Source organism: Pseudomonas sp. fls2-241-R2A-110 (assembly GCF_030209165.1).
Taxonomy (GTDB): Bacteria; Pseudomonadota; Gammaproteobacteria; order Pseudomonadales; family Pseudomonadaceae; genus Aquipseudomonas.
This window is the reverse complement of the sequence record NZ_JARVSN010000052.1, coordinates 1-13,580: the sequence shown is the minus strand read 5'-3', so window position 1 is coordinate 13,580 and position 13,580 is coordinate 1. Positions and strand designations below refer to the sequence as shown.

13 protein-coding genes are annotated in these 13,580 nt (G+C 59.8%); 8 read left to right on the top strand and 5 right to left on the bottom strand.

Annotated features, from left to right (window positions below):
* Window positions 1–258: 258 nt before the first annotated feature.
* The 5 genes from QRN31_RS31200 to QRN31_RS31180 all read left to right on the top strand — a co-directional run bounded on the left by QRN31_RS31200 (window position 259) and on the right by QRN31_RS31180 (window position 4,328).
* Entirely contained in the window at window positions 259–660 is a 402-nt protein-coding gene (locus QRN31_RS31200) for a hypothetical protein (protein ID WP_285436768.1), read from the top strand.
* 11 nt (window positions 661–671) lie between these two features.
* Window positions 672–1,211: an HD domain-containing protein gene (locus QRN31_RS31195; protein ID WP_285436767.1), complete on the top strand. Its 540-nt coding sequence runs from the start codon at window positions 672–674 to the stop codon at window positions 1,209–1,211.
* Window positions 1,212–1,402: 191 nt separating this feature from the next.
* A complete protein-coding gene (locus tag QRN31_RS31190) occupies window positions 1,403–1,681 on the top strand; it encodes a DUF3303 domain-containing protein (RefSeq protein WP_285436765.1) in 279 nt (92 codons plus the stop codon).
* Window positions 1,682–1,931: 250 nt separating this feature from the next.
* Entirely contained in the window at window positions 1,932–3,545 is a 1,614-nt protein-coding gene (locus QRN31_RS31185) for an arylsulfatase (RefSeq protein WP_285436763.1), read from the top strand.
* Between the two features lie 117 nt (window positions 3,546–3,662).
* Window positions 3,663–4,328, top strand: coding sequence for a DUF3313 domain-containing protein (locus QRN31_RS31180; protein ID WP_285436761.1), 666 nt, complete (start codon window positions 3,663–3,665; stop codon window positions 4,326–4,328).
* 60 nt (window positions 4,329–4,388) lie between these two features.
* Here the strand turns inward: QRN31_RS31180 and ligD are convergent, their stop codons facing one another.
* The 5 genes from ligD to QRN31_RS31155 form a co-directional block, all read right to left on the bottom strand.
* On the bottom strand, window positions 4,389–6,968 hold the full coding sequence (ligD, locus tag QRN31_RS31175; protein ID WP_285436760.1) for a DNA ligase D: 2,580 nt from the start codon (window positions 6,966–6,968) through the stop codon (window positions 4,389–4,391).
* A complete protein-coding gene (locus QRN31_RS31170) occupies window positions 6,965–7,957 on the bottom strand; it encodes a methyltransferase (RefSeq protein ID WP_285436759.1) in 993 nt (330 codons plus the stop codon). Before QRN31_RS31170 ends, ligD begins: the two co-directional genes overlap by 4 nt.
* A 10-nt stretch (window positions 7,958–7,967) precedes the next feature.
* On the bottom strand, window positions 7,968–9,353 hold the full coding sequence (locus QRN31_RS31165) for an iron-containing redox enzyme family protein (protein ID WP_285436758.1): 1,386 nt from the start codon (window positions 9,351–9,353) through the stop codon (window positions 7,968–7,970).
* Between the two features lie 175 nt (window positions 9,354–9,528).
* Window positions 9,529–9,972, bottom strand: coding sequence for a hypothetical protein (locus tag QRN31_RS31160; RefSeq protein ID WP_285436756.1), 444 nt, complete (start codon window positions 9,970–9,972; stop codon window positions 9,529–9,531).
* 113 nt (window positions 9,973–10,085) lie between these two features.
* Window positions 10,086–10,802 (bottom strand): tellurite resistance TerB family protein, encoded by a 717-nt coding sequence (locus tag QRN31_RS31155; RefSeq protein ID WP_285436755.1) that lies wholly within the window; start codon window positions 10,800–10,802, stop codon window positions 10,086–10,088.
* 298 nt (window positions 10,803–11,100) lie between these two features.
* On the opposite strand from QRN31_RS31155, the gene pcsA reads away from it, so the two are divergent.
* The 3 genes from pcsA to QRN31_RS31140 all read left to right on the top strand — a co-directional run bounded on the left by pcsA (window position 11,101) and on the right by QRN31_RS31140 (window position 13,371).
* A complete protein-coding gene (pcsA, locus tag QRN31_RS31150) occupies window positions 11,101–11,823 on the top strand; it encodes a phosphatidylcholine synthase (protein WP_285436753.1) in 723 nt (240 codons plus the stop codon).
* A gap of 4 nt (window positions 11,824–11,827) precedes the next feature.
* The gene (locus QRN31_RS31145) at window positions 11,828–12,214 is read left to right on the top strand and encodes a DUF488 domain-containing protein (RefSeq protein ID WP_090182863.1); all 387 of its coding nucleotides are present in this window, start codon (window positions 11,828–11,830) and stop codon (window positions 12,212–12,214) included.
* A 230-nt stretch (window positions 12,215–12,444) separates the two neighbouring features.
* A complete protein-coding gene (locus QRN31_RS31140) occupies window positions 12,445–13,371 on the top strand; it encodes a universal stress protein (protein WP_285436751.1) in 927 nt (308 codons plus the stop codon).
* Window positions 13,372–13,580: the final 209 nt, after the last annotated feature.

The following is a 13,580-nucleotide window of genomic DNA, read 5'->3' as shown; positions in this document are numbered from 1 at the left end:
TAGGTGGGAGTGAGCCTGCTCGCGATGCCGTTGATCTTGCCGTTGATCGTTCCCATGCTCCGCGTGGGAATGCCGCCAGGGACGCTCTGCGTTCCGCTGTCGACGCCAGGCTCAAGTCTTGCGCAAGGGTGACGCGGAGCGTCACGGGATGCATTCCCACGCGGAGCATGGGAACGATCAAACGATCAAGGGCTGATATTTCCGAGTGACGATTGACCTATGGGCAAACGGGTTGGGTGGGCTCTATGATTAGGGCCCATGACGACCTCTGTTCCGATCCGCTCCCCCTGCCCGCCCGGCGCCTGCATCTGCGGGCGTGACCCGTTGCTGGAAACACCGGGCGCGGACGTGCGCATCCTGTTTCTGACGCGCCAGGAAGAAAAGCGCCTGCTTGAACGGCTGGAAAACCTGCAAAGCCTGGCCGACCTCGAGCGCGTGCAACATCGCATGTACGAACAACTGGGGATTCGTGTGGACATCGTCCCCAGCTTCAACGAAGTCCGCACCATGCGCGGCATCGGCATTACCCTCGGCGAATTGCCAGGACTGTGCCGCAAGACCCGCCAGTCGATCCCGGCCGCAATCCGCCGCAGCCTGGAAAAACGTCCGGAGATTGCGTTCGAGATCCTCAACGCCAACGACCTGTTGCGCGATGCGTGAGGTCTGCCCCCATGAATCTCCTGCTCGAATTCCCCGTCACCGACGAAATACTGACTTCGTACGCCCTGGCAATCGGCGCTGACCTGCAGGGCTATCGCAATCACATCTACCGAGTGCTGAACTTCTATCGCGCAATCTGCGGCATCGAAGGCCTGCCGTCAGAGGCCGTGCAGATTGCGGGGGCGTTTCACGATCTGGGGATCTGGACCGATCAAACCATCGATTACCTGGAACCGTCGGTTCGCCTGGCCACTGACTATCTCGACAAGCAACACCTGTCGCACTTGAACAGCGAAGTGGCGGCACTGATCCTCGAACACCACAAAATACGCCCCTACGCCGCCGAGCATGCCCTCAGCGTCGAGCCTTTTCGGCGTGCCGATGTGATTGATGTGTCGCTGGGCCTGCTGACGTTCGGGCTGCCACGGGCCTGGATCAAAACGGTGAAGTCGACGTTCCCCAATCATGGCTTTCACGGGATGTTGCTCAGGCAAACCGCGCGACAATTTCTTCGCTCCCCACTCAAGCCACTGCCGATGTTTCGCTGGTGAAACAGGCGCCGGCCACGGCGTTGCTCAGTCCTCGAAAATGCCATTAAAGAGGATCAGCGGTCGTACACGCACCGCTGCGCGCTGCTATGCCTACAAGGGACATAAAGCTGCAAACAGGCGCGCCATCGTGGTCCCGGCGCCAGCCAGGTGGCGTACTCCAACAGGTGCCAATCCGTAGCAGGAGGTGGCAAATGTTATTCATCGTCAGTTGGTCCATCAGCCCGGAAAATCGCAACACGGCAATCCAGCGTTTCCTCAAGACCGGAGGCGCTCCACCTGAGGGCGTCAAGATGCATGGACGCTGGCACGCGGTCGGTGGTTCGAGCGGATTTGGCATCGCCGAGGCCAGTGATCTGGTACAGGTTCAGAAATGGGTACTGGAGTGGAATGACCTCATGAAGATGGAAGTTCACGCGGCGCTGACCGATGCGCAGATGGCGCCGCTGTTGGCGGCCGTTGTCGGCAAATAATCGTCACGGGGTGGCGAGTACTACTCGCCGCCTCTGATGTTCTTCCCGCCAATCACCCCACCCGCTGGACGACAACGTCCTGCCTATCACCTCATTTGCAGGCTGTAACCCTGATGAAACAAGTGCCGAAAATGACGGGTATTTTTTTGCAATTCGTCCATTCAAATCTACGCTGATCGCGGGGGATCCAATATTTCAAGACGATCGGGGGGTTCGTCCCAGAGTGCAAACGCAAGCACAGGATCTCGACATGAACCGGACAAAGCTCTCCCGACTCTTCACGGCATCGCTTCTGTTGTCTGCAATAGCTCTACCCTTGGTCACGCACGCCGCCGACAAAGCGCCAAACATTGTCGTGATCATGGGCGACGACATTGGCTGGTCCAATATCGGCGTCTACAACCAGGGCATGATGGCCGGCCGTACCCCTAACCTCGACCAATTGGCCGCCGAAGGTATGCGCTTCACCGACTATTACGCCGAGGCCAGTTGCACCGCCGGACGCGCCAACTTCATTACCGGTGAACTGCCGATCCGCACGGGCATGACCACGGTCGGCCAGGCCGGCTCTCCTATCGGTATTCCCGCCGAAGCGGTCACCATCGCCACCACCCTCAAATCCATGGGTTACTCCACGGGTCAGTTTGGCAAGAACCACTTGGGCGACTTGAACGAGTTTCTGCCGACCGTGCATGGCTTTGACGAGTTCTTCGGCTACCTCTATCACCTCGACGCCATGGAAGACCCGGCGCACCCCAACTATCCGCAAGAGCTTCTGGCCACCGTCGGACCGCGCAACATGGTTCACAGCTGGGCCACCGCAACGGATGACACTACGGTGATGCCACGCTGGGGCAAGGTCGGCAAACAGAAGATCGAAGACGCCGGCACGCTGTATCCGGACCGGATGAAAACCGTCGACGAAGAAATTCGCGACAAGGCTTTCAGCTTTATCGACAAGGCCAAGACCGACAACAAACCGTTCTTTGTCTGGCTCAACCCGACCCGCATGCACATCGTCACGCACCTGGCTGACAAATATGAAGCGATGCGTAATGCACAAAACGGCTGGTCGGAGCAGGAAGCCGGCATGGCGCAACTCGACGACATCGTCGGCGACGTCATGGCCAAGCTGAAAAAAGACGGCATGGACGACAACACCATCGTGATTTTCACCACCGACAACGGCGCGGAAAACTTCACTTGGCCGGACGGCGGCACCACGCCATTTGCCATGGGCAAAGGCACGGTGATGGAAGGTGGCTTCCGCGTGCCGGCGATCGTACGCTGGCCGGGCAAAGTACCGGCAAACACCGTGGCCAACGGCATCATGTCGGGCATGGACTGGTTCCCGACCCTGGTCGCGGCGGCGGGCAATCCGAACATCACGGACGAACTGCTCAAGGGCAAGCAACTGGGCGACAGGACCTACAAGGTGCACCTGGACGGCTACGACCAGACACCAATGATCACCGGCAAAGGCCCGTCGAACCGGCATGAAATCTTCTACTTTGGTGAAAGTGCGCTGGGTGCGGTCCGCATCGATGACTACAAGTACCGTTTCATCGATCAACCTGGCGGCTGGATGGGCGCCAAACTGGCGGTCGATGTGCCGATCCTGACCAACCTTCGTCTTGACCCGTTCGAGCGCATGGGTTGGCCGGAAAACCAGGCCGCCCAAGGTTCACAGCAGTATTTCGATTGGTTCAAGTTTCAGTTCTGGCGTTTTGTGTTCGTCCAGCAACAGGTGGCCAAACTGGCTGAAACCGCGATTGAGTTCCCGCCGATGCAAAAAGGCGCGAGTTTCAACCTGGATTCAGTCAAAGCCAAGATCGCAGCGGCGCGAGCGGAAATGGCCAAATAAAAAGCACTATGTTGCGAATGATCAAGGCGGCCGCCTTTTTGGGTGATGACTATTCTCAAGACCCACCTATGCTCAGAAATGAGTAAACGCGATGCAAACCATGGAGCACACACCACTATGAACCTGTCCCGTAAATTGTTCATTGGCGCTGCATTGGCCAGCCTGCTACTTGGCGGGTGTACCTCGAAAGTCACCGAAAAAGACCAGTACTCAGGCTTCCTGTCCAGCTACAACAACCTGAAGGAAGTCACCACCACCAGCGGTGAGACCGCGATGCGTTGGGTGAGCCCTTCATGGAACCCCAATGCCTACGACACCGTGGCTTTCAACAGACTGGAGTTGTACCCGGCGCCAAAGCCCAACGAACGGGTCAATCGGCAAACCCTGGATGACATCCAGAACTACATGACCACCAAAGCCAAAACCATCCTCGGTCAGAAATACCGCGTAGTCACCAGCCCACAACCAGGCTCGAAAACCCTGATCATGCGCGCGGCGATTACCGGGGTTACCGCCGAGAATGAAGGCATGAAGTGGTATGAAGTGGTTCCGGTCGCCGCTGTGGTGGGCGGTGTTTCTGCTGCCAGTGGTCATCGCGATCAGGACACCACACTGTTTATCGAAGCCGAGTTCATCGACGCCAAAACCAATCAGACCGTGGCCAAGGTCGTGCGCAAAGTCTTCGGCAGCACCCTGGAAAACGCCAGCCAGAAGATTACCGCCAAGGACTTCAAGGCAGCCATCGACAAACTGGGCACCGATTTGCAGGCGTTCATCAAGTAACACAATCCTGTGCAGGAGCTGTGTAGGAGCGCCTACATAGCTCCTACGCAGCCTCGCGGTTTATTTTTTCATTCCGACTCTGCGACGCATGTCGGCGGTGATGGATTGCCGGGTTTTCTTCAGATCGGCCCACGGCTCATCACCGACGTCCGCCAGGCGTTCGTGGGCGTTGTGGATGTTCCACTGATTGCCGCCCTTGAGCTCGCCCGCCTCGTCACGAAAGATCGGCATCGACACCGGCATCCCTTCGCGGGTGCGCACTGCGTAAGCGCAAATGGTGGTCGCGCCGAGCCCGTTACGCAGGTAATCGATGAAGATCCGCCCGACCCGGTTCTTCGGCCCCGACACCGCGGAAAAACGCTCCGGCAACAGCTTGGCCATGTGACTGACGATGGCATGGCTGAAGTCCTTCACCTCGTCCCAACCCAGCTTGCGGGTCAGCGGCACCACCAGGTGAATGCCTTTGCCGCCACTGGTTTTAAGAAAGGCCTTGAGCCCCAGTTCATCGAGGACCGACAGGGTCAGTTGAGTCGCCTCGACCATGCTTTTCCAGGGCAGCGCCGGGTCCGGGTCAAGGTCGAGAACGAAGCGATCCGGTTTATCGAGGTTGTCCGTGGTGGCGTTCCAGGTGTGCAACTCGACGGTGCTCATCTGCACGGCACCGATCAGGGCTTCGGCGTTGTTGATGATCATCACCGGTTGGCCGGTGAGTGCCTTGTCCAGCGTGGTGATCCCGGGGATGGCCAGGCGCTCGGCGTTCTTCTGGAAGAACAGGTCGCCGGTGATGCCGTCCGGAGCCCGGACCAAGGCCACCGGGCGGTCCTTGAGTTCGGGCAGAATCCACTGCGCGACGCTGGCGTAATACTCGGCCAGTTGCACTTTGGTGGTGCCACTGCTGGCGTCGATCACCCGGTCCGGGTGCGTGATGCGAACTATGCCCGCCGCCAGTCCGGCCTGGGACGGCGCGGTCTGGGCGGTTTTCTTTTCGGCAGCGGGGGTCGTTTTTTTCGCTTGAGTCTTCACCACTTTCTCGCGCTCCTCGGTGATGTTTTCGGCCGGTTTGTCATCGCGCAAACCATGGAACACCGCATGGCGCACCGAACCGTCCTTGGTCATCTCGGCGAAAGCGATTTCTGCCAGCAGCACAGGTTTGAGCCAGTGCACGCCCTTGGCGTCAAATCCGGTCGGCGGATTGACCACCGATGGTTTTTTCACCTGTAAGGGTTTGAGTTGTTCGTGGATACTTTTCAGCGTGGTCTCGTTAAACCCGGTGCCGACCTTGCCGGCGTAGCGCAACTCACCGCTGTCACGGTCATGCAAGCCCAGCAGCAAGGCGCCGAAGGCATTTCGCGAACCTTTGGGATCGGTATAGCCGACCACCACAAACTCCTGCCGATGTTTGCACTTGAGCTTGATCCAGTCGCTGCTGCGCCGGGACACATAAGGCGACCCCAGGCGCTTGCCGATCAGACCCTCCATTTGCACCTGACAGGCGCTGTTGAGCAAGGCTTCGGGTTCCTCGGCAAGCGTCTCAGAGAAACGCAGCAGCGGGTCCTTGTTGGCATTGAGCACGGTCGCCAGCGCCACTCTTCGCTCCTCGACCGGCACCTCGCATAGGTCTACGCCGTTGAGGTAGGGCATGTCGAACAGGTAGTAAACGATGGCGCCGCTGCGACCCGATTCGAATGCATTTTGCAGCGCCTGGAAGTCCGGCACGCCCTGCTCGTTGACGACCACCATTTCACCGTCCAGCCAAGCGGATTCAAGGCCCAGCGCGGCCAGTGCCTCGGCTTGCGCGGGCAGCTTGTGGGTCCAGTCGTGGCCATTGCGGGTGAGGAGTTTTACCTCGCCGTGGTCGATGCGCGCCATGATCCGGTAGCCGTCAAACTTGATCTCGTAACTCCACTGCCCGCCCGGAGCTTTCTCCACCAGCGTTGCCAGTTCCGGTTTGAGCAGGTCGGGCAGTTTGGCTTTGTGCGCACCGGTGAGTTGCGCCGACGGTGCTTTCGTCGCGACCTTGCGCGCGGGCTTCTTGACCGGTTTGGGTTTATCCGGCGCTTTCGACTTCGTGGGGATGATGGTCCGATCGCTGAGCACGCTGTCCGGCTCGGCGGCCACCACGTCGTAATCGCTCTCGGGTTTTGCCGCGTTGTCCTGATGCTTGATCAGAAACCATTGTTCCTGCTTGCCCGGCATGTGCGTGCGCACCAGGTTCCACAACCCACCGAGCTTCTCGCCTTGCAGCTCGAATTTGAGCTTGCCCTTGGCGTATGACTCGGCCGGATCACCTTGGGGGATCCACACGCCACGGTCCCAGACGATGACGTCACCGGCGCCATAATGCCCTTCGGGGATACTGCCCTCGAACGTTGCGTAGTCAATCGGATGGTCTTCGACATGCACGGCCAGGCGCTTGACCTTGGGGTCCAGCGACGGGCCCTTGGGCACCGCCCAACTCTTCAGCGCGCCATCGAGTTCCAGGCGAAAGTCGTAATGCAGGCGCGAGGCATCGTGCTTCTGGATGCAGAACTGCAACGCGTGATCCTTCCCCGCTTTCTTGCCCGAACGTTTACCGGCGGCCGGTTCCGAGGTGGCCGAAAAGTCGCGCATGCGGTTGTAATCTTCCAGGTTCTTGCTCATGGCGCACCTGCTGCTTCAACGCTTCCCCCAATGCCTGGGCCACTGCGGGTGACGATCAGCGCGACCACCGCGATGCGCTCCACCCGTTGATAACCCGCCGTCAACAACTCTTCGCCGAACACGTCGGGATCGAGTTCGCGGTAGGTCCAGGCGAACCGTGGCGACTCCAGGAACGGGGTCAGGGCTTGCAGAAACGGATCGCGGCCGTCGATCATCGCCACCCCGGTGTACAGCACCAGGGAACCACCGGGCGCCAGTCGATTCAAGGCTTGCTCGACAATGCGCAAAGACAGTTGTGCGCCGAACGCGCCGCCACCATGTCGGTAAGCGCGTTCGGCGGGGTCGGCCATATAGGGTGGATTGGCGACGATCAGGTCGAATTGGCCGTCGACGCCCTGCAATACATCGCTGGTCTCGACGCGGACATTCGCCACGTCGGCAAGCGCCGCATTGACCGCCGTCAGACGCAGCGCCGCCGGGTTGATGTCCACGGCCAATACTTCGGCCTCGCGGCGTGCGCGGGCAATCACAATGGCCCCGACACCGGCACCGCAGCCGATGTCCACCGCGCGCCGGATCGGCGCGAAATTCTGTTGCAGATGGGCATGAATCAACTGCGCAAAACGGTAGGTGTCGGGGCCGAAGAACACCGCGTCAGCCGCGTCGGTGGGGAAACCCGAATGCACAAACAGCAAATCGTCGAGGCTCGACCAGCGCACCCGGCTTTTCAAGCGGCCCTCGTGTTCTTCGAGCACGCCGGCCTGTTGCAATTGCCGTTGCTCATCCACCGACAGCAGACCGGGTTCGAAGGCGCGCGACCAGCCGAACACGTCGCGCAGGTTCTGGGCATTTTGCCCTTCAGCACGCTGATTGACCCGCTGATGCATCAGCGGTGTCGGGGTAATAAAACGGTAGCCATCCGCCTGCAAACGCCGGCCCAACTGCAGCAGCGCAAGATCAGCCGTGTCCGGTTGTTCTTCCTGATTCATGTGCAACTCCTTAGCGAAGGCTGGACTTCAGTTCGATGAACCGCCGCGTCGCCATCAGTCCTGCAGGATGAGCATGTCGACGAGGCGACAGCCACGCAATTAACGCCTGCATCTGCTCGGCAGCATCAAGCCCCTCCAGCGAGTCTTGCAGGCTCTGCACATCCGGATCGTTGACCGGCACAGGCGCTTCGGCGACGGCACTTTTGCCGGCTCGAACCGCAGCGCCTGAACGCTCGGGTGTCCAGTCGCCGGCAATCCAGTCATGCAGCAGCTGTTTTTCATAGGGGCTGAACACCCCGAACATCGCCGCGCCATCACCGTCGATCAACTGCCAGAAACGGCTGTCTTGCGGGTCCTGGTGACGTTTGATCCAGCCCTTGTTTTGCAGGGCGTCGAGGAAACCTGGCAATTGCTCTGGCGAGGACAACCATTGGTTGACGGTCTGGCCTTCAAACCGGCAATAGTCGGAGTGCATGTGCTGGCCGAAAGGACGTTTGCGCTCAAGCATGCTGAGCAGCTCGGTGTCGAGGTCGAACGACTCGATGATCGCGCGACTGCCCTGCCCCAGATCGTTCAGCCGATAACCCAGCGCCACCCGGCGCAGAAAGTCTTCACGATCGCCCTCCAGCGGCAACAACTCCAGCACCGCTTGCACCGCCTTGTGCGCGTGGCCGGTGCTGGCATTGTCGATGGTCACGTGCAACGTGAAGTAATACGGATCGATGCCCAACTCGCTCAGTTCGTAGGCGCTGATCAGCAAATGCAGCGGCAGCTGTTCATAGCCCAGGTTGTAGCCGATCACCTCGGGCAAAAACTCCTCGCCGCATTCGCCCAACGCCAGTTGTATCGCGCCTTGCAGGTAATGCTCGTCAGCGATCACACCGCTGTCTTGCAAGCCATGTTCGGCGAGCAGTTTGCGGTAGATCACCACGTGATTCTGCGCCGGATTGCCGTCGCCCAGTTCTTCGAGGTAAGTGCAGATCAGCCCTTCGAAACGCGGGTCGCGCCAGTGACGCAACAAGCCATAAAGCCATGCGCCGTCGACCAGTTTTGTCGGGGCCACTGCTTGCAGGAAAAACAGCGCATGGGCCTTGTTGCTGAAGAACTGCCGAGGACCGCCGTCCTTGCGCGTTTGCAGATAGTCGGCGTATTGGCGAGCGACGTCGGCGCAGTGTTGCTCGACCCAGTCTTGCAGCGCCGACAGCTCGTGGGGTATTTCTTCAGGCATGTCCGCAGCGCGTTGCAACTGTACCCGCAGGAAGGCCTGGGCGAACGCGCGTTGTTGCTCGACATCGTCGCTCAGCAACAACTGTTCGTAGGTTTGTTTCATGCTGCCGGCAACGGAAATCGCGTGTTCGTGGGCAGGCTGGGAGTCGAGTCGTGTCAGGGCAGTCATGGGCGCTTCTCTCGGTCTAAGGCCAGTGGCAGGACGTTGAACCAACACGTCTCTACATCAGCAGAGCAATCGGCCCGGAGAAAAATTCAATCGACGTTGAAATCCCGCTGACAAACGGGCTTGTCCCGAGGTGCCCGGTAGAAGCTGCCGCAGGGTGCGGCAGCTTCTGTTCGTCTCAGCTCAAGGCCCCGCAGAAAATATTCTGGTGACCATCGGCCGGGCTCTGACGCACCACCAGCACATAGTCGCCGGACCGAAGGGTATCGATGGCGACCGGTGCGCTTTTCCAGAAGTACTGGAGTGACGCCTGCGAGTAGAACCGGGCGTTCGGACCGTCGTTCAGGTCATACGCCGGCTTCTCGCCCAGGTTTGAACAGCTTCCTTGATAGATGTAGGCCAACAAACGGCCGGGAACAGCGCTGCCCTTCGGTTCGCCACTGACGGCGAACCAGAATGCGGTCGCATTGCCGTCGGGCATCATGATCGGTCGAGCGATTTTCCCGGCATTGACGGGCGTAGCGTTCAGGGGAACGGTACTGATCTGGTTGTCCGGTACGGTTGAGCATCCAGAGATCCACCCGACTGCTACCACCAACGCCAGCGAAGATACGATTTTCATCGTGGTACTCCCGCTTGGTAAGGACGCGTTGAAGGATCCCCCTGATAAATTCTAGCGTTCAGGGCAAAGCGGGCATTTCTTCGGATGGTCGGTCGGGTTTCGGGGACGATCGGTCAGGCCGCGCCGCCCTTGGCCTGTTGCTCCAGATGCACTTGCAGCTCGGGATCAATGTGCAGCGCCGCCGCCAGCTCATCCAGGTAGTTGCGCTCGGCATCCTGCTGATCGTCCACCAGCATCACGCTGGCCAGGTACATCTCCGCCGCCATGCCAGGATCAGTGGCCGATTGCGCCACATCCGCGGCATCCAGTGGTCGGGCCACTTCGTCATCCAGCCATTGCTGCAATTGCGGGTCATCGGTATGGCGGCCGATTTCGGCGCTGATCATCTGCTTCTCGGCATCATCTATTCGGCCATCAGCCTTGGCCGCCGCAATCAACGCGCGCAGGATCGCGTGACTGTGGTCCTCGATTTCCGGGCCTGACAACAAATCCACCGTGCGTGGTGCCTGCTGCGGCGCGGCGGCCTGGTTGCGTTGCCACGCTTGATACGCCTGAAAAGCCATCATGCCCAGGGACGCCAGCGCCGCATAATTGGTGCCGCCGCCGGATCGACTCTGGGGAGAGCCACCCATCGGTGAACCGCCACCCAGCAAACCACCAAGCAAACCACCCAGGCCACCACCGGCCATGCCTGATCCGGCTCCGCCTCCCAACAGACCACCCAGCAATCCGCCGAGCCCGCCTTGAGGCGCCGCGCCACCGCCGCCCTGTTGGGACATCGAGCCCTGGCCGGCCCGCAGTAGTTGTTCGAGCAGATCGCTGGTGTTCATGACGAATGTCCTCTAAGTAGGAGTGATCCAGTCAGGCAACGATAGACCTCGCTTGTAAATGCGCCACAACCGTTTGGCTGACGTGATATCGATAGAACAGGCAAATCAAACACACAGGAACCCGGTTCGTTAATACCCTGGATTTACCCGGGGTATTTTTTCGCCATCCAGCTAAGATTCACAGACGGTGAACCTTATTCCCGGATTTCCGGTCGATACCTGCAACCGAACCGGTTTGCCGCCGCCCTCGATACAGAGGGTGATGACTGGCTTGCTTCACTTTTTGGAGAACGCCCCCGTGATATCCACCCTACACATCGCCAGGCTCAAAGCATGGGGCGCCCATGGTTTTACCGCCACCGGCGTAGTCACTGCCTTCCTCGCCACCCTCGCGCTGCTGGAAAACCAGGCGACCAACTGCCTGCTGTGGCTGGGCGTCGCCTTGATCGTCGACGGGCTGGACGGCGCGTTGGCGCGCAAGGTCAATGTGCAATCGGTGCTGCCGAGTTTCGATGGCTCGATCCTCGATCTGGTGATCGACTACCTGACGTATGTGTTTATCCCCGCCCTGTTCATCTATCGCTACATCCCGTTGCCGGACTACACGCTGCTGCTGACCGTGTCGCTGATTCTGGTCTCGTCGCTGTTCTGCTTCTGCAACGTCAACATGAAAAGCAAAGACAACTACTTCCAGGGCTTCCCCGCCGCGTGGAACGTGGTTGCCCTGTGCCTGTACATCATCGCGCCGTCGCCGTGGATCACCTTACTGACTGTCATCGGCCTGGCTTTGTTGACCGTGACGCGCATGAAGTTCCTGCATCCGTTCCGCGTGCGCAAATTCATGCCGATCAACATCGCCGTCACCGCCATCTGGCTGCTGTGCAGCTTGTCGCTGGTGGTCAACCATCCGGTCATCAACCCGCTGGTGATGGGCCTTTGGTTGCTGATGTCGGCCTATTTCCTGGGCATCTGCATCTGGCGCACGGCGCTGGAGTGGTTTGACGGATCGCGAAGCAAGTAACGCCATGGCTATCCACATCGTTCGACTCGGTTCGCCCCGCACGCCTGACGAAGGCCTGCGTCTGGGCACGGTACGCCGTCCACCCCGGGGCGTGCCCAAGGCCGAGTTTGCCAGCCGTGATTTTTACGACGTCTGGCAACCGCTGCTGTCGCCCAGCGCGGAACTGGTTGCCGAAGCCAAAGCGGCGGTCGATGCAAAAGACTGGGAGGCCTTCCGACGCAAGTTCAAGGCCGAAATGAACCACCCTGCCCCCCACCAGCTGCTGGACCTGCTGGCCGCCCTCTCCCACCAAACCTCGCTGGCCGTCGGCTGTTACTGCGAGGAAGAGGCGCATTGTCACCGTTCGGTGTTGCGCGAACTGCTGGAGGCGCGGGGCGCCAAGGTTGTTTAGCTAAAGCCAACACACAAATCCCTGAGGGAGCGGGCTTGCTCGCGATAGCGATTTATCATTCAACATGGGTGTTGACTGACACTCCGCTATCGCGAGCAGGCTCACTCCCACAGGGATTTAGTGTTTTCAGAGATTGAGGCAGGCCAACGAGCTTGCTGGCGATCTTGGTCAATACTAAAGATCAGATGTTCAACCAGTGACCGCTGTCTCCTTACCCCGGGAGGTTCGTCATGTCCGAACAATCACGCTTCATGCTGGTCGCCTCGCCCCTGATGGAGCACAGCCCCGCCTTCGACCGGGCTGCGGCGCTGGCCAAGGCCGAAGACGCGGCGCTGCACATCGTGGCGTTCGACTATCTGGAAGGCCTGGCGACCGCCAGCCTGGTCAACGAAAAGGCCCTGGAACAGATGCGCCTGGGCTACGTCGATCGCCACCGCCAGTGGCTTGAAGATCAGGCTCGCCCCTTGCGCAGGATCGGGGTGAACGTCACCACCGAGGTGGCGTGGGTCGAACGCCCGCTGGAGGAGATTCTGATTCACCTCAAAGAGCAGCCGATGGACGTGCTGATCAAGGCACTGGAGCACCAATCGCTGCTGTCGCGGTTGATGTTTACCCCGCTCGACGTGCACCTGCTGCGCGAATGCCCGGTGCCGCTGCATTTCGTCAGTCATGCCGTTAATGCCCTGCCTCGCAAGATCGTCGCGGCGATCGACCCCTTCCATCGCGATGATCACTACAAAACCTTTAACGACCGGATCCTTCACGAAGCCTCGAAACTGGCCAGCGCCTGTAATGCCGAGCTGGACGTGGTCTACGCCTATGACCTTTCCTCCATCACCTCCGACGAATTCGGCTTCGATAAAGGCTCGGGGTATTTCTCATCGGGCAAGGCCAAGACCCTGTTCGACTGCCAGGAAGAGGCCTTCAACGAATTGGCCGAACGCAACGGCATCGCACCTGGGCAACGGCACATGATCATGGGCAGCCCGACCAAAGTCCTGACCCGTTATGCCGATGCCTTTGACATTGATGTGCTGGTCATGGGCCGCATCGGCCATCGCGGGCTGGGGCGGTTTGTCGGCAGTACGGTGGAACATCTGTTGTACAAAATGCCGTGCAGCGTGTGGGTGGTGTATACCGAGCGGCTGGATGAGTGATTGCCCCACAATCAGGGCTGGGGTACATATCCGTTTTTGGGGTAACGGCGGCTATTGGTTCCGCCCTGACGGCGGGTCACTTGGAAGCGCCTGCGCGGCCCGGCGCTAAGTAACCAAGCGCATGCGCCCCTGACGTACGGCCTTCCGACGGGGCAGATCAAGATCAAAAGCTAAAGGCGAGCTAACGCTCGACCTGATGAGTGGTGAGG